Source organism: Noviherbaspirillum agri, assembly GCF_054780595.1.
Genome location: NZ_BAAGWA010000007.1, coordinates 1 through 20,947 on the forward strand (window position 1 = coordinate 1; position 20,947 = coordinate 20,947).

The 20,947-nt window shown below is 59.6% G+C and carries 17 protein-coding genes and 1 tRNA gene; 1 reads left to right on the plus strand and 17 read right to left on the minus strand.

The window, feature by feature from the left end; all coding sequences use genetic code 11:
* Positions 1-533: 533 nt before the first annotated feature.
* The 4 genes from ACYVIA_RS13485 to rpoD form a co-directional block, all read right to left on the minus strand.
* On the minus strand, positions 534-1,850 hold the full coding sequence (locus ACYVIA_RS13485; protein ID WP_460841581.1) for a hypothetical protein: 1,317 nt from the start codon (positions 1,848-1,850) through the stop codon (positions 534-536).
* Between the two features lie 180 nt (positions 1,851-2,030).
* Entirely contained in the window at positions 2,031-2,996 is a 966-nt protein-coding gene (locus ACYVIA_RS13490; RefSeq protein ID WP_460841583.1) for a tyrosine-type recombinase/integrase, read from the minus strand.
* Between the two features lie 101 nt (positions 2,997-3,097).
* Positions 3,098-3,176, minus strand: a tRNA-Ile gene (locus ACYVIA_RS13495).
* 64 nt (positions 3,177-3,240) lie between these two features.
* Positions 3,241-5,373, minus strand: coding sequence for an RNA polymerase sigma factor RpoD (gene rpoD / locus ACYVIA_RS13500; protein WP_460841585.1), 2,133 nt, complete (start codon positions 5,371-5,373; stop codon positions 3,241-3,243).
* Here rpoD and ACYVIA_RS13505 point away from each other — a divergent pair.
* Complete coding sequence (locus tag ACYVIA_RS13505; RefSeq protein WP_460841587.1) at positions 5,330-5,782, plus strand: hypothetical protein; 453 nt, start codon at positions 5,330-5,332, stop codon at positions 5,780-5,782. The genes rpoD and ACYVIA_RS13505 overlap by 44 nt on opposite strands.
* 184 nt (positions 5,783-5,966) lie before the next feature.
* Here the strand turns inward: ACYVIA_RS13505 and dnaG are convergent, their stop codons facing one another.
* From dnaG to ACYVIA_RS13570, 13 genes are all read right to left on the minus strand, one after another.
* On the minus strand, positions 5,967-7,760 hold the full coding sequence (dnaG, locus tag ACYVIA_RS13510) for a DNA primase (RefSeq protein ID WP_460841589.1): 1,794 nt from the start codon (positions 7,758-7,760) through the stop codon (positions 5,967-5,969).
* Positions 7,761-7,916: 156 nt separating this feature from the next.
* The gene (locus tag ACYVIA_RS13515; protein WP_460841591.1) at positions 7,917-8,366 is read right to left on the minus strand and encodes a GatB/YqeY domain-containing protein; all 450 of its coding nucleotides are present in this window, start codon (positions 8,364-8,366) and stop codon (positions 7,917-7,919) included.
* A gap of 165 nt (positions 8,367-8,531) precedes the next feature.
* Positions 8,532-8,744, minus strand: coding sequence for a 30S ribosomal protein S21 (gene rpsU, locus ACYVIA_RS13520; protein ID WP_005665410.1), 213 nt, complete (start codon positions 8,742-8,744; stop codon positions 8,532-8,534).
* Positions 8,745-8,848: 104 nt separating this feature from the next.
* Positions 8,849-10,045 (minus strand): BaiN/RdsA family NAD(P)/FAD-dependent oxidoreductase, encoded by a 1,197-nt coding sequence (locus ACYVIA_RS13525; protein WP_460841594.1) that lies wholly within the window; start codon positions 10,043-10,045, stop codon positions 8,849-8,851.
* 116 nt (positions 10,046-10,161) lie between these two features.
* On the minus strand, positions 10,162-11,142 hold the full coding sequence (gene ybiB, locus ACYVIA_RS13530; RefSeq protein ID WP_460841596.1) for a DNA-binding protein YbiB: 981 nt from the start codon (positions 11,140-11,142) through the stop codon (positions 10,162-10,164).
* A 52-nt stretch (positions 11,143-11,194) separates the two neighbouring features.
* Entirely contained in the window at positions 11,195-12,571 is a 1,377-nt protein-coding gene (locus ACYVIA_RS13535) for a sensor histidine kinase (RefSeq protein WP_460841598.1), read from the minus strand.
* Positions 12,572-12,600: 29 nt separating this feature from the next.
* On the minus strand, positions 12,601-14,058 hold the full coding sequence (locus ACYVIA_RS13540) for a nickel-dependent hydrogenase large subunit (protein ID WP_460841599.1): 1,458 nt from the start codon (positions 14,056-14,058) through the stop codon (positions 12,601-12,603).
* 7 nt (positions 14,059-14,065) lie between these two features.
* Positions 14,066-15,073: an NADH-quinone oxidoreductase subunit B family protein gene (locus ACYVIA_RS13545; RefSeq protein WP_460841601.1), complete on the minus strand. Its 1,008-nt coding sequence runs from the start codon at positions 15,071-15,073 to the stop codon at positions 14,066-14,068.
* Positions 15,070-16,542 carry a sigma-54-dependent transcriptional regulator gene (locus ACYVIA_RS13550; protein ID WP_460841602.1) on the minus strand — a complete coding sequence of 491 codons (1,473 nt, stop codon included), beginning with the start codon at positions 16,540-16,542 and terminating at the stop codon, positions 15,070-15,072. Before ACYVIA_RS13550 ends, ACYVIA_RS13545 begins: the two co-directional genes overlap by 4 nt.
* A 6-nt stretch (positions 16,543-16,548) precedes the next feature.
* Positions 16,549-18,300: an enoyl-CoA hydratase-related protein gene (locus tag ACYVIA_RS13555; RefSeq protein WP_460841604.1), complete on the minus strand. Its 1,752-nt coding sequence runs from the start codon at positions 18,298-18,300 to the stop codon at positions 16,549-16,551.
* A 106-nt stretch (positions 18,301-18,406) separates the two neighbouring features.
* On the minus strand, positions 18,407-19,459 hold the full coding sequence (hypE, locus tag ACYVIA_RS13560) for a hydrogenase expression/formation protein HypE (protein WP_460841606.1): 1,053 nt from the start codon (positions 19,457-19,459) through the stop codon (positions 18,407-18,409).
* Positions 19,456-20,595 carry a hydrogenase formation protein HypD gene (hypD, locus tag ACYVIA_RS13565; protein WP_460841607.1) on the minus strand — a complete coding sequence of 380 codons (1,140 nt, stop codon included), beginning with the start codon at positions 20,593-20,595 and terminating at the stop codon, positions 19,456-19,458. Before hypD ends, hypE begins: the two co-directional genes overlap by 4 nt.
* 30 nt (positions 20,596-20,625) lie before the next feature.
* Entirely contained in the window at positions 20,626-20,883 is a 258-nt protein-coding gene (locus ACYVIA_RS13570) for a HypC/HybG/HupF family hydrogenase formation chaperone (protein WP_460841610.1), read from the minus strand.
* Positions 20,884-20,947: the final 64 nt, after the last annotated feature.

A 20,947-nucleotide genomic window follows, 5' to 3' on the forward strand; every position in this document is an offset into this window, starting at 1 on the left:
GGATGTGCTGGAACGTTTGCCGTCCTTGCCGGCCCGCCGTATCGACGAACTCCTGCCGCATCGCTGGCGTCCCGCCGCGTAACTTCACGCTCCTCCAGCCTCAAGACGGGATGGCCGGGCGCTTACGTTCAAACTCTCATTCATAGAAATCAATCGTGATAACGAATCCGGGAGACAACGAAGAGACCCATAAGGGCTCTGAGGTCTTCCCTACGTTTAGAAGACAATTCCTGAAAGGAGCTACTATCACGAATAACAACTGCTCTTCCAGTCTCGATAACTATTTTTCTGAGATTCTGCGGAAGAGAAGTTCATTGATCTATAAGAATGAAGGGTGTCCTACCCTTTCTTGCAGAAAGCGTAGGTGGGATTTACTTCTAAGAGTATTCTTCTCTTTCTAAGGGAGATGCCCGCAAACCCGCATGAATGCTGGGTTCGCGGTCATATTTGGTCCGGGTATTAGACCAAGCAGTTTTCCTACGGGAGGAGAGCTGCATATTGGGGTAGCAGCTCCTCTCCTCGTAGGTATTTATTCAGCTATATAGCCAGTTCTTGAATAGCTTATCCATACGTGGACTGACGATATGGAGCTTGACCTTAGGGCCGTTTGGTTCTCGTATAGCGGTTCGGAAGAACCATTGGATTAGCTCCGCCAAAGCGAACGAATCCTCGTCAACTTTTGCTCCCTGCTCCTCTAGGTATGACTTTACTGCGGGGTGAGAATAGCGGTTGTAGGCGTGGATTGCTGCTGTCTTGTGGGCGTAATCATTCGTCGCCCTAGCTCCTTTATGCAGGAAGCAGGACTGAGCCCCAAAGCCCTTGATTTTTAGTACGCCTTTTCTACGCGTGTTCCACTTTTCTCCTTCTTTGCCTACCACCGTACTAGGGAGCGTGTAGATCAGGTCGTCCACCTTTACACCCATGCTCCTGGCAGTGTTGCGTATGTGGTTTCCTACTCGGTTCTTATCGGCGAAGGTCGCATTCTTGTACCAACTGGTACTGAAGGTTGAGTTGGATGCCTGCGTACGTAAATCGTCCACGGGGATGCCTACTTGCCGATAAAGCTTCTCCATGGTTGCAGGTGATCCGTAAAACTCTATCCGGTCCCGCAAACGTGCCTTGAGTTCGCGTTCATCCCGCAGTTCCATCCCTTCGAAAGAGAACGGCTTGTACCCGATACCCTTGATGGCCAAGAAAGCCTGAAAAACGCTTCCTTCAAAAAGGTAGGTAGCGACGATAACGCGCTTGGCCGCTCGGATTAGCTCAACAGGGAGTTGAACGTTGAAGAATGCTCCGTTCCGGTTGCTGTAAAGGCCTCCGTTATTGGCTAACTTTCGAGCCTCAGTGAAGGCACCATTGCCCCACTCATCGCGAAGCCATATGACCCTACCATCCGCCTCGGTGGTGATCACTTGATCTTTGAGCAACTGCTTTCGATCTTGTGTCGGCAAAACAGAGTCGTTGAGCGGTTCAATCATCCCCAGCTCTTCATCAACGATTACGATGTATTCCCGGCTCCATACCGCATGTATTCCCTCCAGTGATAGCTGCTGAAAGAGCGTATGGGTGCAGATAACGTTCTTTCCCGCTTGGAGTAGATCGACTAAGTGATCTCCTTTCGTCTTGTATCCATCTCCCGTCGGCGAATGAAAAACAGTCTCTGTATCACCAAGTTTCGCCAGTTCTATTGCGGCTCGGGATTCCACCTCGGTCAACATTGGGGTAACGTAGATAAAGCGTTCGTGAGGGTTTTGCGTTACAAATTTGAATAGGCTATAACTTTTCCCTGTCCCACACATTGCGTCCAGAAGCTCGATTTCTGTGACGCGGTTCAATGACGCATTAAGCATCCTTATTCAGTTCTCCTTTTTCCTTTCTGTCCCCCTGAAACCACCAAAGGGCGTAAAAAAAGCACCCCTCGCCATGTGCAAGAGGTGCTCAACTTAGAAATGCGCTTTGTATTGAGCGCTTCTAAGGCCATATATCGAGAAAATGGAGAAAACTCGACTCGGCTTTTAAAATAAATTTAGCTAATCCAACTTCAAGGCCAGCTCTTCGGCACGAAGGTGGGTATATCGTTGGAGCATTTGCAGGCTTCGATGGCCGGATATGGATGCCACTTCCATGACGTTCAAACGCTTCTCAAAGAGCCTTGAGACCGCCTCATGCCTCAGGTCGTGGAACCGTAATCCCATTATTCCTGCCCTTTTTGTGATCCTTCTGAACGCGTCAGAGATTACATAAGAATCCTGAAAATGAAAGACGTTATCACCATTTCTCTCCATTTTCCTCAGTATTTCTATCGCTTTGGTGGACAAAGGGACGACTCTTTTATCCCCGTTCTTGGTGTCTGGTAGCACCGCAGTCCGTTTGACCAGATTGATATGCTCCCATTGAAGGGATGCAAGTTCCCCTGCCCTCATCGCAGTCTCAATTGCCAGAAGGATGACGGGAGCCATGTAAGTCCCCTCTGTCACGCAAAGAATCGCATCCAGCTCTCCGTCTTCGAGACGTCTGTCCCGTCCCTTGGATGGTGGCGGCCTCTTAATCTCCGTTACTGGATTGGATAGCTTGGTGAATCCCCATTCATGCTTGGCATATTTATATACGGAAGAAATGAGTGATAGCTCTATCCGGACGGTAGCGGCTGCTTTCCCTTCCTTCAATCTTTGATCGCGGTATGAGGCGATGTCGGCGGGTTTGATGGACGCTGCTTCCCTCTTGGCAAAGGGATGCTGAAGCCACGCTCGTAATCGAGGAGCCTCCTGCTTATAACCCTTCTTGGTTAGTGCAACGGAAGACTGATAGCGCTCAATAAGGGTACTGAGAAGGACAGTGTCCCGTCCTAGTGCCTCGCCGCGTTCAAGCTGAAGTTCAATGTTCTTAGCCCATGTCTGGGCATCCTTGAACAGGGAAAAGGTCTTGCAGATGGTAGGGGAATTTTTACGACAGATACGGACGTGCCACTTGTTACCTCGCTTGCTGATTGAAGCCATGAGGTCTCTCTCCTTGAGCATACGTTGAGCAGGAGAGAAAGGGCAGAGAAAAAGGGCTAGACGATTTCTCATCTAACCCTTTGATAGTACTACATAAATTTTGGTGGGCCTCCCGTGAGTCGAACACGGCACCAACGGATTATGAGTCCGCTGCTCTAACCAAGCATGAGCTAGAGGCCCGATAGTCGCTGCCAAAAAACGTGGGCGGTGTTACCCACCCATGAAGTTTGGCAATGTTAAACGATTAACTGCCTTCGAGGAAGCTCTTCAGCTTGTCGGAGCGCGACGGATGGCGCAGCTTGCGCAATGCCTTCGCCTCTATTTGGCGAATGCGCTCACGCGTGACGTCAAACTGCTTGCCCACTTCTTCCAGCGTGTGATCGGTCGACATCTCGATGCCAAAACGCATGCGCAGCACCTTGGCTTCGCGCGGCGTCAGGGAATCCAGCACGTCTTTCACCACACCGCGCATCGAAGCATGCAATGCCGCGTCGGCCGGGGCCAGCGTGTTGTTGTCTTCGATGAAGTCGCCAAGATGCGAATCGTCGTCGTCACCGATCGGCGTTTCCATGGAGATCGGCTCTTTCGCGATCTTCATGATCTTGCGGATCTTGTCTTCCGGCATTTCCATCTTGATCGCCAGCGTTGCCGGATCCGGCTCAGCACCGGTTTCCTGCAGAATCTGACGCGAGATGCGGTTCATCTTGTTGATCGTTTCGATCATGTGGACCGGAATACGGATCGTACGGGCTTGGTCAGCGATCGAGCGAGTGATGGCCTGACGGATCCACCATGTCGCATAAGTCGAGAACTTGTAGCCGCGACGGTATTCGAACTTATCCACTGCCTTCATCAGGCCGATATTGCCTTCCTGGATCAGGTCGAGGAACTGCAGGCCACGGTTGGTGTACTTCTTCGCGATCGAGATCACAAGACGCAGGTTGGCCTCGGTCATTTCGCGCTTGGCCTTGCGTGCCTTCATCTCGCCCGCAGCCATCTTCTTGTTGATGTTGCGCAAGTCAGGCAGCGGCAGCACGACGCGTGCTTGCAAATCGATCAGCTTCTGCTGAAGTTCCTTGATGGTCGGAACATTACGGCCGAGGACGGCGCTGTATGAATGATTGCCGGTGACTTCGCCATCAATCCAGTCGAGGTTGGTTTCGTTGCCCGGGAAGACCCTGATGAAATGCGCGCGCGGCATGCCGCAGCGATTCACGGTCACGTCAAGAATCTGCTTCTCGATGTGACGCACTTCATCGACTTGGCCGCGCAGCGTGTCGCACAGCTTTTCGACGAACTTCGCGGTGAAGCGGATGCTCAGCAATTCGTTGGAGATCGTTTCCTGCGCCTTCACGTACGGCTTGGAGTTGTAGCCTTCCTTCTCATAGGCCTTGCGCATCTTGTCGAACTGTCCGGCGATTTCCTCGAACTTCGACAGCGAATCGCGCTTCAACTGCTCAAGCTGTTCGGCGGAAAAACCGGCAGCACCACCACCGGCATTCGATTCTTCTTCCTCTTCTTCCTCTTCTTCGTCGGCATCCTCGTCTTCGTCATCATCCGAGGCAGCAGCCGGGGTTGCGGCGACTTCTTCCGTCGCGTTCGGATCGACAAGACCGTCGACGATCTCGTCGACCTTCATTTCCTCCTTGGCGATACGATCTGCCGCGGCGAGGATCTCGGCGATTGTGGTCGGGCACGCGGAGATCGCCTGGATCATGTCCTTCAGGCCTTCTTCGATGCGCTTGGCGATTTCGATTTCGCCTTCACGGGTCAGCAGTTCGACCGATCCCATTTCGCGCATGTACATGCGGACCGGGTCGGTGGTACGGCCGAAATCGGAATCGACGGTCGACAGCGCCGCTTCGGCAGCTGCTTCGGCGTCTTCGTCGGTGGCGACATTGGCTACGTTGTCGGACAGCAGCAAGGTCTCGGCATCCGGCGCCTGTTCGTAGACGGCGATGCCCATGTCGTTGAAAGTGCCGATGATGCCTTCGATCGCTTCAGGATCGACGATGTTTTCCGGCAGGTGGTCGTTAATTTCGGAGAACGTGAGGAAGCCGCGGTCCTTGCCGAGCTTGATCAGGGACTTCAGCTTCTGGCGACGCTGCTCGAGCTCTTCTTCGCTCGCTTCGCTGTCCGAGAAGGCATCTTTCAGCAGGGCCTTTTCCTTGGCCTTGCGATCTTTTGCCTTTGCCTTGTCGGCGGCTTTCAGTTCTGCGCGCTCAACCGCGTTCAGTGCTGCGACTTCGTCATTCTCCGGCTGGAAATCCTTCGGCTTGCGTCCGCGACGGCCAGGAACTTTCACAGTAGGTAACACGTAGCTGGACGTGTCGATGGCTGCCAGTGCGGCGGCATCGGTCGTCTGGCTGACTGCCATTACTTTGCTTTCGGACTTCGGTGCAGCCTTGGCGGCGGTTTTCGCCGCTTTTTCTGCAGTCTTCGGTTCGGATTTCTTGGTGGTCACGGGTGCTTTCAGTTTCTCGGGAGCGGGCTTTGCAGCAGCTCGGGATGACGGTTTCGCCTTTGACGTCGTTGCTTTTACGGCAGCAGTCTTGGGCGCCGGTTTGGCAACGGTTTTCGTCGCGGCCTTGCTCGGTGTTTTCGCCTTGCTTGGGGGCGCAGCGGCAGCGGTCTTCTTCACGGCAGGCTTTGCCATCGACTTGCTCGAGGCAGCTTTAGTTGCAGCCGATTTCGCTTTTTTTGTGGTAGTTGTCGTCTTCGCGGGTTTTTTCATTGCGTTTGCCATGGAATCAATACCAACTGGATTGCTCTCGTGCGCCGAGTGAAATTGCGCTTGGTTGGAGCCGAATTTTCATTCCGGCTCGGCATTCGCCCGCGCGACATCCCTTAGTCTTTTTGCTGCTCCCCCGAAAGGTTTCGCGGCAGACAATTTCGCTAAGGCCTTGAATCAAAAGCTTTTAATGATACCACACAGGGCAACATTTCTCCAGCTCAAAGTCAAGCCCTGCGTTATCGTGCTGTGGTTTCGACCCCACTTTGGCGCCGGAGTTGCTCTTGCTGTTGGGTCAGTTCCCGGTACCTCAGGCGCGCTTCCTCTGTTTTCAGGCCGCCTGCTGCCAAACGCTCAAGCTCGGCTTTCAATACTTGCATTTTAGTCTGCCGGACCGCTCCGGCAAGCTCCAGACGCGCCGCGTCCGGATCCTGCTCGGTATCGGCCGCAATTTCGGCGATCAGGGTGTCAAAATCCGAGCTGGAGGCCTTCAACTGCTCCGCCAGTGCCGCAAAATTGGCGTGCTGGCCAAGTGCCAGACAGGCCTCCAGCAGCTGCTTCAGGAGTGCTGCATTGTCCGGTGCCAGCTGCGCGACCGCCTCAATTGACGCCTGATCCACGGTTTCGGCCAGAGCCGGCTGCGCGATCAGCAGCCTGATCATTTGCAGTTCCAGTCCCATCGGTGGCGTGCGCTTGGTCTTCGGCGGCGCCACCTTGACGCGTGCAACCGGTTGCGCCAGCTCGAACAAGGCCTCTATCTCGGCTGGCGTGGTCTGCGTCATTTGCGCCAGACCGCGCACGATCTGCAAGCGCAATGCGGACGGCGGCATTGCCTGCAACAGCGGCTTCGCGTCGAACTGCGTCCTAGCCCGCCCTTCGGATGTCCCCAAGTCGTGATCCTGCGACACTTCCTTCAGCAGGAATTGCGAAAGCGGCATTGCATCCGCCACCTGCTGCTCGAAGGCTTCCGCCCCCATTTCCCGAACATAACTATCAGGATCATGCTCGGGTGGCAGGAACAGAAACTTCAGCGTCTTGTTGTCCGTCGCGTGCGGCAAACAGGCGTCGAGCGCGCGGCGCGCGGCGCGACGTCCAGCCGCATCGCCGTCGAAGCTGAAAATCACCTGATCCGTCTGGCGCAGCAGCTTTTGCACATGGGTCGGGGTACAGGCTGTGCCGAGCGTTGCCACCGCCTGTGGAAAACCAAGCTGCGCCAACGCGACCACATCCATGTAACCTTCCGTCACAAGCGCGTAACCGGCTTCGCGGATCGCCTGACGCGCCTCAAACAAACCGTATAGCTCATTTCCCTTCTGAAATAGGGGTGTTTCAGGAGAGTTCAAGTACTTTGGCTCACCACCATCGAGGACCCGGCCACCAAAACCGATTACCTGCCCCTTGATATTCCGGATGGGGAACATGATGCGGTCGCGGAAGCGGTCATAGCGCTTGCCGCCACCACCCTCCTCTTCGCTGCGGTCGATCACGAGCCCAGCCTCGACCAGCTCGGGGGCGGCGTAATTCGGGAACACGGTGCGGAGATTGTCCCAGCCGCCGGGCGCATAGCCGAGGCTGAACTTCGCAGCAATTTCGCCAGTCAGGCCGCGGTTCTTCAGGTAATTGATCGCTTGCGGCGCGCCACGCAGCTGGTGGCGATAAAAATCATTCGCCTTCGACATCACCTCGGACAAGGCGAGGCTCTTGGCAGTCACTTCGGCGCGCTGGGCGGGTGGCAGTCGATCCTGATCCGGCACGGTCATGCCAACGCCCTGCGCGAGATCCTTTACCGCCTCGACAAAGCCGAGACCGGAATATTCGATCAGGAAGCCGATGGCTGTGCCGTGCGCGCCGCAGCCAAAGCAATGATAGAACTGCTTGGTCGGGCTGACGGTAAAGCTGGGGGATTTCTCGTTATGGAACGGGCACAGGCCCATGTAGTTCGCGCCACCTTTCTTCAGCTGCACATAACGGCCGACGATATCGACGATATCGACGCGGTTGAGCAAATCCTGAATGAAAGATTGTGGAATCACGGCGGAGGACGCGGTCGGAATGTTCCTGGAACTGTTTTAGAAACATGACCGGCTCGTTATCGGGCCGGGGCAATGGGTGTTACTGTGCGAGCCTTGCTGCCACAGGATGAAAATGGGGGCACACCGACGGTATTTAAACCACCGCATTCAGGCAATTTACGCCTTGGCCAGCGCCGCCTTCACCAGACCGGAAACCGCCGTCATGTCGGCACGACCAGCCAGTTTCGGCTTCAGTACCGCCATCACCTTGCCCATGTCCTGCGGACCGGCGGCGCCGGTCTCCGCGACGGCTGCAGCGACAGCCGCCTGGATTTCCTCGTTCGACAGCGCGGCGGGCATGTAGGTCGACAGGACGGCCACTTCGGCCTTTTCGATTTCAGCCAGGTCCTGACGTCCGCCAGCCTCGAACTGTGTAATCGAGTCCTTGCGCTGCTTGATCATCTTTTCGATGATGGCAAGGATGTGCGTGTCATTGAGCTCGATACGCTCATCGACTTCCTTCTGCTTCATCGCAGCGGTCAGCAGACGAATGGTGCCGAGGCGTCCCGTGTCCTTGGCGCGCATCGCAGCCTTCATGTCTTCGGTGATTTGCTCTTTGAGGCTCATTTTTTCTCCAGTTCAATTCAGCTGCGGGCGGGACAGTGGAGGGTCAACGACAAACACGCCGAACCAGACGAAAACCCAACCAACAACCCGAAATGCCAAAACCCGCTGCGGCAGTCCGGAGCGGGTTTGCACGACACGGCCGCACACAGCGTGCGGCAGCGGAAATCAGTACAGCTTCTTCGGCAGTTGCTGGCTGCGGATGCGCTTGTAGTGGCGCTTCACAGCAGCGGCCAGCTTGCGCTTGCGCTCAGCAGTCGGCTTTTCGTAAAACTCGCGCGCACGCAACTCGGTCAGCAAACCGGTTTTTTCAATGGTGCGCTTGAAGCGGCGCATGGCAACTTCAAACGGCTCGTTTTCTTTAAGGCGAATTGTGGTCATGTAAACTCAAGCCAAGTTTTTAGGGAAAGACCGCGAGTATAGCAGGTTCAAAATGCATTGCAAACCCTGTCAAGGGTTTTGTTTCGGATATGCAATGAGATTGATTAAACTGCCATTCCTGCCGCCGTTCCGGACGCCCACGCCCACTGGAAGTTGTATCCACCGAGCCAGCCGGTCACATCGACTGCCTCGCCGATGAAGTGCAGCCCCGGCACCTTGTTTGCCATCATGCTTTGCTGCGACAGCTCGCGCGTATCGACACCGCCGCGCGTAACTTCAGCCTTGCGATAGCCTTCGGAGCCGTTTGGCACAATGGTCCAGCGGTTGATCGCTTCACCGACCTTACGCAGTTGTTTGTCGGGCATGTCTGCCAGTCGCGCATCGGCGCGGAAGCCGTTTGCCTGCAACAATCCTTCCGCGAGGCGTGCAGGCATCCATTGCGACAGCAGGTTGCCTAGATTCTTCTTGATGGACGTCTTGCCTTCGATAAGGGTCTGCGCGACGTCCATTTCTGGCAGCAGGTTCAGCGTGAGTGCGGTGCCGGGCTGCCAGTAGCTGGAGATCTGGAGCACTGCCGGGCCGGACAGGCCGCGATGCGTAAACAGCAAATCTTCGCGGAAGCGCATGCGCGACTTCTTTTCGCCGGTTTCGATATCGACTTCCAGCGCAATGCCGGCCAATGGGATAAACGGTTCCCATGCCGCATGGTCGAAAGTGAGCGGAACCAGTGCCGGTCGCGGCTCGATCAGCTTCAGGCCGAATTGCTTGGCGATGCGGTAGGCAAAATCGGTTGCGCCGATCTTCGGGATGGACAGGCCGCCGGTTGCGATGACGACATTGGTGGCGCGAATGGCACCGCCGTCGGTGTCGATTCGAAACAGTTCGCCATCCTTGCCGATTGCTTCGATCTTGCACGGCATACGCCAGGCGACATTGCCGACGTTGCACTCTGCCTTCAGCATGTCGATGATCTGTTCGGCGGACTCGTCGCAGAACAGTTGTCCTTTGTGCTTCTCGTGATAGGCGATGCGGTAGCGCTTGACCAGCGCGATGAAATCCTGCGGCGTGTAGCGCGACAAGGCGCTGCGGCAGAAATGCGGGTTTTCCGAGAGGTAGTTTTGCGGGCCGGCGTGCAGGTTGGTGAAATTGCAGCGCCCACCGCCGGAGATGCGGATTTTTTCCGCGAGATGGCTGGCGTGGTCGACCAGCACGACTTTCTTTCCGCGCTGGCCGGCCACGGCCGCGCACATCATGCCGGCGGCGCCTGCACCGATTACTGCAACATCAAACTGGTTAGCCATGGCTTGCCCGGTCAAAAACAAGCCGTGATTGTACGGGTTCCGGCAGGCATTACACGAATAAAGGATGCGACAGAAGGCTGGTCACATCCCTTATTGGCAGCGAATCAATTATCCAACTATCGCAACCGTAACTGCCTTGCGACCTCAACGCAATGCTCGACCTGCTCCGCAATCGGCACCGGAACCGGCTGTTCGCCACGCAATGCGGCCTTGATCCACGCGGCGGTCGTCGCCGCGTCGCTTTGTTCGGGCAGAGGCGGTAACTCGTCCACCGCGGGCTGTTTCTGCACGAGGATCGTGCGTTCGTGAGCGTGGAACCATTCGATCTGTTGCGCGCGCTTCGCATTGGCGACCGTTTCGCCTTCCGTGCCGCGCATCAGGAAGGCATCGCCGCGTGCGACGGGTGCGGCTGTCGAGAAATAGGACGACAGCATTTCCAAGTATTCCGGATGCGTGTAGGAAGTCAGTCGCAATGCCGGTCCGGCAAACGGTTGCATGATCTTCACCAGCGTGTGGGTGGAATTGCGCACGCCGAGGATGCGGCGCAGTGCGAGCAACTTTGCCACGCGGGGCGCAAGTGCCTCGATCGGCATGAAGACCGGTTCGCGCCGCGCGAAGCCTTGCTGTGCCATTTCCGTCGTCGTCGCAACTGGCAAGCCGAGCTCACGCAGGATTTCTGCGGTCGTCACGCGGCCGAGGTCATTGACGACGCCGTGGATCAGCACGGGCACGCCGCGCTGTGCAAGCAGCAGCGCCAATAGCGGCGTCAGGTTGGCCATCTGGCGCGAACCGTTATAGCTCGGAATGACGACCGGCGCGAATTCGCCGGCGGGGGCCTGCAGTTTGTCAAAGGACTCTTCCGCCGCATCGAGGAAGCCGGCGATTTCATCGACCGTCTCGCCCTTGATGCGCAGTGCCAGTGTCAATGCGCCGAGTTCCAGATCAGAAACACATCCGTCCAGCATGGCGGCATAGAGGAGTTTGGCATTCTCGCGCGACAGGTTGCGCGAACCTTTCTTGCCGCGGCCGATTTCCTTGATAAAAGGAGCGGCATTGAAGAGTGTGGCTTTTGCCGGGGAGTTGAGTGTATTTTCCATCGCGAGAGGTTACTACGAAGTGGCGCTCCGGCGAAAGCGCCCTTGGCAAGCTTTACCGAACTGCGACGGGCAACTCGATGACGAACTCCGCACCGCCTTCTGCCGCATTGCGCGCATACATCCTGCCGCCGTGCTGCTCGATGATGCCGTAGCTGATGGAAAGCCCGAGGCCGGTGCCCTTGCCGACCGGCTTGGTCGTAAAGAAAGGGTCGAAAATCTGGGACATGTGCTCCAGTGAAATCCCTGGGCCGTTGTCACGCAGGACAAGCGACACGGTGCGCCCATCGGTGTGCGCCGAAATCCAGAGCTGGGGCAGCGCTACGTTCGCCGCTGTTGCTGCGTCATAGGCGTTCTGGATCAGGTTCATCAGCACCTGCATCAACTGTCCGGCATTGCCGGTCACATCCAGCGGCGCATGCGCCTGCCAGTGGACGGTGAACTCAGGCGCGGTGCCTTTCTTCACCCAGTGAATCGCGCGCTGGACCACGCTGCCGAGGTCCAGCGTCGTTTTCTCTTCGCGGTCCACGACCGAGAAGCGCTTGAGGCCGTTGACGATGTCGGTAGTGCGCTGCGCACCCTCGATGGTGCCGTCGATCAGCGACGGTAGGTCGCCAAGAATGCGGTCGATGCGCAGCGTTTGCCGCATCGCGTCCAGCTCCTCGTGCGGTGCGCCGCCATGGAAGGCATTGATGTAGGCGGCAAGACGCTCGCTGTAGCGCTTGAGCGCATGCACATTGCCGAGCACGAAGCTGATCGGATTATTCAGCTCGTGAGCGACGCCGGCGACCAAGCGGCCGAGGGACGCCATTTTTTCCGAATGCAGTAGCTGGCGCTGCGTGCGCTTCAAGGCTTCGTGCGTCTCGCGCAATTCGTGGTAGGCGCGCTTGAGTTCCGCGACCGGCCGGCCGACAAAGACGTAGCCCGCGCGCTTGCCGCTGCTGTCGATTCGCGGCGTGCAATTGAAGTCGACCGGAACGGGCTCAAGCGCGGCATTCCTCAGGTTCAACTCGGCCACATCGCTGATGCGCTGCGGCTCGGCCTGTTCAACTACATTGCGCACGCAGGAAGCACTCTTCTCGTCGGCAAGCAGCGCATAGATCGGCATGCCGCGCAGTGCAGCTTCACTCATGCCGACCAGCTCGCGCAGCGCGGCGTTGGTTTCTTCGATCTCGCCGCGGTGGTTGCAGGCGATCAGCACATCGGACATGGCCGACAGCAGGCTGAAGATGAACCGCTGCGAGCGCTCGAGTTCCTCGTTCTTTTCTTCCAGCGCAATTTCATCGCGCACGAGCTGCGAGTACACCTCGTCCATCTTCTGGATCACGTCGACCCACATCGCCTCATCCATGCCTTCGATCGGCGGCTGGTGCGGCAGCGCGCCAAGGGAAGGCAGGCTGGGTGACTTTGGATTTGACTCTCGCTTTGGCATGTCGATGGTTCCGTGGAAGCGTCGTCCGTTCAGTGCACGGTGCAAACCATGCAGGGATCGAAGGAGCGCACGATGTGCTGGACCGCGACCGGCGTGGCTTCGCCGCCGACCACCGGCGCACCAACCAGCGCCGCTTCCAGCGCGCCCGGCACACCATTGGCGTCACGCGGCGAGAAATTCCATGATGTCGGCGCGACGATCTGGTAGTTCATCAGCTTGCCGTCGCGGATGGAAAGCCAGTGACCAAGGCTGCCGCGCGCCGCTTCCGCGAGACCCGTGCCGTCCGCATGGTCGGGCAACGGTGCGTCATTGAAAAACGGCTCGCCCATTTGCAGTGCGCCTAGCCATTTCTCCATTGCCGGCACCACCAGCGCGAATTCCAGCAGGCGTGCCAGCACGCGGGTGTAAACATTTCCGCCGCAGCGCGCAGCCGCGTCGCGGATCAGCGGATGGCCGTTGACGAGCTGGCGCGCGAGTGCGCCGGTTTCCAGAACGCGCCCGGCGAGTCGCGGCGCCTTGTTCCAGGTATAGGCGCCGGGCTTTTCCGGTGCCGGCAGCGTCAGCCCTTGCTGCGGATGGCGCGGCCCGCCCTGGTCGGACAGCCATGCGCTTGTCGCGTCTTCTGCGATTGCCTGCAGATCGATTGCGGCGGCTGTGCCCGATGCCGCATCCCACGTACCGCGCGCAAACTGCATGTCGCCGTCATGCGGGTAGGAGCCGTAGGACAGGTAAAGGCCGGGTCCTGCCCCCAGCCGGTCCAGCGCGATGTCGCGCGCAATCGTCAGGAACAGGCGGAAATCGCCCTCGTCCGGCGCGGCGCTTTGATGCCATGTCCACAATGCTTCCTCGCTGTCGAGCGCGGCGATCTGTTCCAGCGGGGCAGAAAACACGGTGCGTTCCAGGAAGGAGCGGAACTCGCGCACACGCATCAGCAGGCGCAACCGTTCCGACGCATCGACGGCGCGCGCCGAACCACCAGGATGGATGGACTGCGTATGCGGCCATTTCCCGCCCAGCGTGCCGAGCAAGGTGAACCAGCGCTGCCGCGCCGCCAGCGCCTGGCGCGCATGTTCTCCCTGCTGCGCTGCGAATCGCTGCTGCACCTGCGCATGCCAAGCCCTGCCTGCGTAGGCAGGACGCGCGAAGTCGGGCATGAAGAACAGGTAGAAGTGCGTCAGGTGGTCGGCAAGGTTTTCCGTTGCGAGCATCAGGTTCGTGACGATCTGGCCGTTGGGCGGTGGCGTCACATTCATTGCATCGGCAAGTGCGCGTGCAGCGGCGACTGATTGCGATACGGAACAGATGCCGCAGATGCGCGGAACGTAGACCATCGCGTCGAACGGATGCTTTTGCTGCAGGATCTGCTCGAAGCCGCGGTACATCGGCGCGTTGACCTGCGCAGAACGCACGACACCGTCGGCAACATCAAGCTGCACCTCGAGGTCGCCCTCGACGCGGTTGAAAGGGCCGATGATCAGTCGTGACATCCGATCCTCATTTCAGCCGCGTCTTGCGGATGGCTGGCGTGACGACCGGATGGTCGACCCGCGCGTTGTCGCGTACGCGCTTCGGCGTGGCGGATTTCGACAAGGACGACAAGGCGACGAACCAGGCCTTGGGCATGTCCGACGGCAGGCCGATCGGAATGCCCGCGATCTTCGGCGTCACATGGAAGGGATGGCCCGGCTCTTCGAATCCCGGCTCGGTGCAGCTGATGCAGGCATAACCGCCGCGCAGGCAGGAGCCCTCGCCATTCCACAGCCGGGCGCTGCAGTCGGCATGCGCCTGCGTACCCTTGCAGCCCATGTTTTCCATCAGGCAGCCGAGGTCGGACGGCTTTGCTGCGCTCGCCTTGAACTCGTAGAACTCGTTGCGCGTGCAACCGTGATGCACCAGCTTATCGGCATAGAAGCGCGGGCGCCCCAGCTCATCGATCTGGCTTGCATCGAACTGGCCGGTGCCAAGCGCCATCAGCGTTTCGATGACCCATTGCGGATGCGTGGGGCAACCGGCGACATTGATGACCGGCAAACCGGCACGCGCGGTGTAGCTGGCGCCGAGCAGGCCGCCGACATGGTCGCCTTCGTATTGCAGGCCGCAGGCATCGGTCGGGTTGCCGCCGGCAGCGGTGATGCCGCCATATGCGGCACAGCTGCCGATGGCGAGCGTGTAATCGGCAACGGCTGCAAGCTCGCGCACCCAGTCGATCATCGGCCGGCCGGTGCCGGCAAACATATGGAAGCGCCCGCTGCCGTGCGGGCCGCGCAGCAGCGCGCCTTCGACGCACAGCGCATGCAGCGGGATTTTGCCTTCACTGCAGGCGCGCAGGATGTCGATCGCATCGGCGCCGCTCTCCAGCGACAGCGACGGATGCCACAACATGTTGATGCCGGCGTCGCGCAGCGTGCCGAAGAAGTCCGTCGAGTCCGCGCACAGCAACGACATCGTGCAGCCGCCGCAGCCGCCGGACTGCAGCCAGAGAACATTGAAACCTGCCGTCACTTTTCCTCCAGGCCGAAGCGCACCAGCTTGCTGCGCAATCCCACGCGCGACAGGCCGAGTTCCTTCGATGCGTGTGTCTTGTTCCAGCGATAGCGCAGTAGCGTTTCCTTCAGGATGACGGCTTCGATTGCATCGAGCCGCTCCTGCAGCGTGCCGGATTGCGGCATGCCGGCCTGTCCGGCGTTGCGACCACCGTTCAGCGCTGCAGTACCCGGTTGCCCCTGCAGCACTTTGCTCGAGAATGCGCGGGCACTCACCTCGCTGTCATCGGTGAGCGCAACGGCGCGATAGATTTCATTGCGCAGTTCGCGAATATTGCCGTGCCATGGATAAGCCATCAGGCTGGCAATGGCGTCCGCAGTGAACTTCGTCACCGGCTTGCCGAGTTCGGCGGCAGCCTGCCGCAGCAACGCTTCCGCAATCGGCGGAATGTCGCCGGTCCGCTCGCGCAAGGGCGGCATCGAAATCGTCATGCCGGCCAGTCGGTAATACAGGTCCTGACGGAAGCGGCCCGCACGCACGTCTTCTTCGAGATTGCGATGAGTGGCCGCAATTACCCGCACATTGATTGGGATCGCACGGGTTGCGCCGACCGGACGCACTTCGCCTTCCTGCAGCACGCGCAACAGCTTCACCTGGAAGCCGGGCGAGGTGTCGCCGATCTCGTCAAGGAAGACAGTGCCGCCGTCGGCGCGCTGGAACAGGCCGATGTGGTCCTCATAGGCGCCGGTAAACGAGCCGCGCTTGTGGCCGAACAGCTCGGATTCCAGCAAGGTCTCCGACACTGCCGCACAGTTTTCCATCACGAAGGCACGCGACGCACGCGGACTGGCGTAATGCATGGCGCGCGCGAGCAGCTCCTTGCCGCTGCCGGATTCGCCCAGTACCAGTACCGACAAGTCATAGCGGGCGATACGCGCCGCCACTTCGCAGACCGAATCCATCGGGCTGCCCGGTGCGCGCACGATGCGGCTGAAGTCGAAGGCGTCGCGCACGCGCGCCTGCTTTTCCTCCGTGCGCGCGCGCAAGGTCGGCGTGCTGTTGCGCAGCTCGAGGTTCAGTCGGTGCATGTCCGACTGCAATGCCTGCGCCTCGGCCGCATTGCGCACGGTCTGCAGCAGGTGGTCGGGCAGCCAGGGCTTGAGCAGGTATTGGTAGATGCCGGCTTCGTTGATGCCGTCGATGATGTCTTCGGAATCCGTATAGCCGGAGATGATGATGCGCACCACATCCGGCCACAGTTCGCGCACTTCTTTCAGGAACTGTACGCCGGTCATGCCGGGCATGCGGTGGTCGCACAACAGCACCGAGACACGATGCCGGTCAAGCAATTGCCTTCCCTCTTCGGCCGAACCGGCGGTGATCACATGGAAGTCGTCTTCCAGCGTGCGGCGGATGGCATCCTGCGAACGGGTTTCGTCGTCGATCACAAGGACCGTCGGCATGCTGGGCAGGTGGGCAGCATTCATGATTCGTCAGGTGATAACCGTTGGGGAGTCGCGGTGCGTCGCTAGGTGGCGCGGCGTCCATGCGTGGGGGAGCTTGTGCACGAAATGATAGCGTGCAACATGGTAGCTGGGGTCGAATCCGTAAAAATTACGTCGCATTCTTGCAAGCTCTTCATCACGGTAAGCGTGCAGCGGCTTCTTCGCCTCGTCCTGTTGCCGTCGTGTGCGCTTCTCCGCCAACTGCGTCTCGTAATCTTTTGACATCGCCAATGCTGCGGCGCGGCGTTCCACTTCACGCAGGAAGCTGTCCGCATCGCTGGCAAAGGCGTCGTTGATCAGGCCGATCTCCGCCGCTGCCTTCGCCGAGACGGGCAGCCGGTTCTGCATCACCGAACGTGCATGCTCCGGCCCTACGCGACGCGGCAGCAGGTAGGTCCAATATTCCGAACCGTACAGATTGCCCATGTTCTTGTAATGGGGATTGAGCAGCACGCCCTCATGCGCCCACACGTGGTCGGCGGCCAATGCGAGGAAAGCCCCACCCGCGCCGGCATTGCCGCGCATCGCGGAAATCGTCAGGTGATCGGTGGCGGTGATGATCTCCAGCGCCAAGTCGTCCATTGCGTTGATGTTGCGCCAGGATTCGTCAGCGGCGCTTTCGTTTGGCCGGTGCGCGGCGGCTTCGATGCAATTGAGGTGGATGCCGTTGCTGAAAAAGTCCGCGCCGCCCAGCAGCACCAGCACGCGCGTGGGGCGCTGCTTTGCAAACCTCACCGCGTCGCGCAGGCGTTCGCATTGGCGGGTTGACATCGCGCCGTTGTAGAAGTCGAAGGACAGGTAGCCGATGCTTCCCTCTTCCCCGCCTTCTCTATAGCGGATCTCCCCCCATTCGTCGTCTGGGCGCTGGAAGGGCGCGGGCAGCTCCGGCAATGCGGCGACCTGATCCGGAAAGCACTCTGCGACAGGCAGCTTGAGCGGCTTGTCGACATCCTCCGCAGAAGGTGCGAGCCGCGCATACGCGAGCCACAGCCCGCCGTCCTGCGTGCGGCGCAAGACCGCATCGTCACGCCGCGCCACGATATCGCCGGCATTGCCCGGTGCCACGGCCAGTGCGAAAGCCGTCGCCGGGTGTGCATCATAGAGGTAGCAAGGCATGCCAAACAGTGCATCCAGCACGCCCGGAAAGCCGTCGCCACTGTGGATCTTTGCCAGCACGGTCGCGGTGTCGTCGTGTTGCCAGTCGATGCGGCGCTGCTCCTGCTTCGCGAGCGAACGCAGCACGCCACGTGCGTCCTTCGCTTCTGCAAGCGGCAACGGCCGTTCGCCACGCTCGAACTTGCCGATGGCTTCCAGTACAGCGGCCACTGCAGCTTTGGTCACCTCGTTGCGGTACAGGCTGCTCTTCTTTGCCGTGCGCATTGGGAAAGTCGCAGTCGCCCAGATGTCGCCCGCGTCCATCTCCGCATTTGCCTGCAGCACCGTCACGCCCCATTCCTTTTCGCCATTGAGGATGGCCCAGTCGAGTGCGGACGGCCCGCGGTCGCCGACGATGCCGGGATGCACGATCAGGCACACATGCTTCTGCCAGATCGATGCGGGAACGGCACGTTTTAGGAAAGGCGCGACGATCAGTCCGGGCTTGAAGAGTTCCACCGCCTCCTCGCTGACCGAGTCGGCGATATCGAGCTCAATCGACACCTGGTGCCCGCGCGCGCGCAGTTCCACGAACAGGCGTTGCGTCAGGCTGTTGAAGCTGTGGGTGATGAAGAGGATGCGCATGGTTCGATGCAGAGATCAGCTTCCGTAGGGTGCGCTCTGCGCATCGTTGCATTGACGGCTGCAATGGTGCGCAAAGCGCACCCTACGTTCTTTATCCATTTCAATGTCAGCAAATGCGGGGCAGCTGCTCGCCAGACAGCCAGTCGACGACGCGGCGTCCGCCGAAGCGCGTCTTCATCTGCACGAAACCATGTGGATCCTCGACTACCGTGCCGATGCGTGCCGCATGCGCGCCGAGCGGGTGCGCGCGCATTGCTTCAAGCAGTGTGCCGGCATCGTCTTCGGCACAGATCGCAATCAGCTTGCCTTCGTTCGCGACATACAGCGGATCGAGCCCGAGGAATTCGCAGGCGGCATCCACCTGCGGCAGCACCGGGATAGCCGCCTCGTCGAGCAGCATGCCAACGCCGGATTGCCGCGCAATTTCATTGAGCGTAGTGGCAATCCCGCCGCGCGTCGGATCGCGCAGCACGCGCACGCGCGGCATCGCTGCCAGCATGTGGGCGACGAGACCGTTCAATGCGGCGGTGTCGGACAGAATTTCGGTTTCAAACGCGAGCGATTCGCGCTTGGACATGATTGCCATGCCGTGGTTGCCGATATGGCCGGAGACGAGGATGGCATTGCCCGGCCGTGCATATGAACCGTCAATGTCGATCCCCTCCGCCACGACGCCGACGCCGGTGGTGCTGATGAAGACGCCATCGCCCTTGCCGCGCTCGACCACCTTGGTATCACCGGTGACGACCGCAACGCCAGCCTCACGCGCCGCATGCGCCATCGATTCGACGATGCGCTTCAGGTCGGCCAGCGGAAAGCCTTCTTCCAGGATGAAGCTGGCCGACAGGTACAAGGGTTTCGCGCCGGACATGGCGACGTCGTTGACCGTGCCGTGCACCGACAGGCAGCCGATATCGCCGCCCGGGAAGAACAGCGGCGACACCACATGCGCATCGGTCGCCATCACCATGCGGCCGGCCGGCATCGCGAGCGTTGCGCCGTCATTGCCCTGGCGCAGCCATTCATTGTCGAAGGCGGCGAGGAACAGTTCCTCGATCAGTTGGGCCGAAGCCCTGCCCCCTGCGCCGTGTCCCATGTCAATGCGGCCGTTCTTGAAATCGATGGGCCGCACATAATTTTTCTTTACTGTTGCGCTCATGCCGCCACCACCGGAATATCCTTGAACCTTCCATACGAATAATGCGCCGCGCACGCGCCTTCGCTCGACACCATGCAGGAGCCCATCGGGTTCTCCGGCGTGCAGACGGTGCCGAACAGCTTGCAGTCGGTCGGCCGTTTCACGCCGCGCAGGATCGCGCCGCATTCGCAGGCCTTGTTGTCAGCGACCGGCTTGTACGCGAGCTTGTATTTCTTTTCGGCGTCGTACTTCGCATAGCCGGGCCGGATGCGCAGCGCGCTGTACGGCACTTCGCCGAGTCCGCGCCATTCGAAGGTGGTGCGCAGTTCGAAGACGTCGGAGACGATGGCCTGCGCCGTCAGGTTGCCGTCCGGTGTGACGGCGCGGACGAATTCATTCTCCACTTCAGCGCGGCCTTCGTTGACCTGCCGCACCAGCATCAGGATCGCCTGGATTACGTCCAGCGGCTCGAAGCCGGCGATCACCACCGGCTTGCGGTATTCCTCCGCGAAGTGTTCATACGGGCCGGAGCCGATCACGATGCTCACATGTGCCGGGCCGATAAAGCCGTCGATCGGCACCGTGCCGTAGTCGCGCACTTCCGGTGATTCGAGGATGTGCGTGATGGCCGACGGCGTCAGCACATGGCAGCACAGCACGCTGAAGTTGTCGACGTTGCGCGCCGCCGCGTCGCGGATCACCAGCGCGGTGGGCGGCGTCGTGGTTTCGAAGCCGATGGCGAAGAACACGACTTCGCGGCCGGGATTATCGATCGCAGTCTTCAACGCATCGGCGGCGGAGTACACCATGCGGATGTCCGCGCCGCGCGCCTTGGCCTTGATCAGCGACAGCCCGTCGGAGGCTGGAACGCGCATCGTGTCGCCGTAGGTGCAGACGATCACGTTGCGCTCCAGCGCCAGCGAGATCGCATGGTCGATGCGGCCGATCGGCAGCACGCAGACCGGGCAGCCGGGGCCGTGGATCATGCGCACGTTCGGCGGCAGCAGCTCCTGCACGCCGTAGCGCGAGATCGCATGCGTATGACCACCGCAAAATTCCATGAAGCTGTACTGCCGCCCCGGGTTCGCTTCGGCGCGGATGCGCGCGGCAATTTTCTGCGCCACCTCGCCGTCGCGGTATTCATCGATGTATTTCATTGTCCTGTCCCCTGCCCCTGCCTGATCCGATCACTTGCCTTCGGCCGCAGCCATTGCCTGCTCGGCGAGCTGCGACTTCTCCAGCTCGTTGAACAGCTCGAGCGTCCGCTGCGCCTCTTCCGCGTCCACCTTGCCGATCGCATAGCCGACATGGACGATCACGTATTCATCCACCTGCACGTCGTCGACGAGTGCGGTGGACACCTCCTTGCGCACGCCTGACAGGTCGACGACCGCCATCTGGCCGGGGCGCACCTCGACCACGCGGACGGGAATTGCTAGACACATAAACTTTCCTTATTCACTACGGATGGTGCCGCACGGCGCGGATGCAGTGCGATGTATACAAATT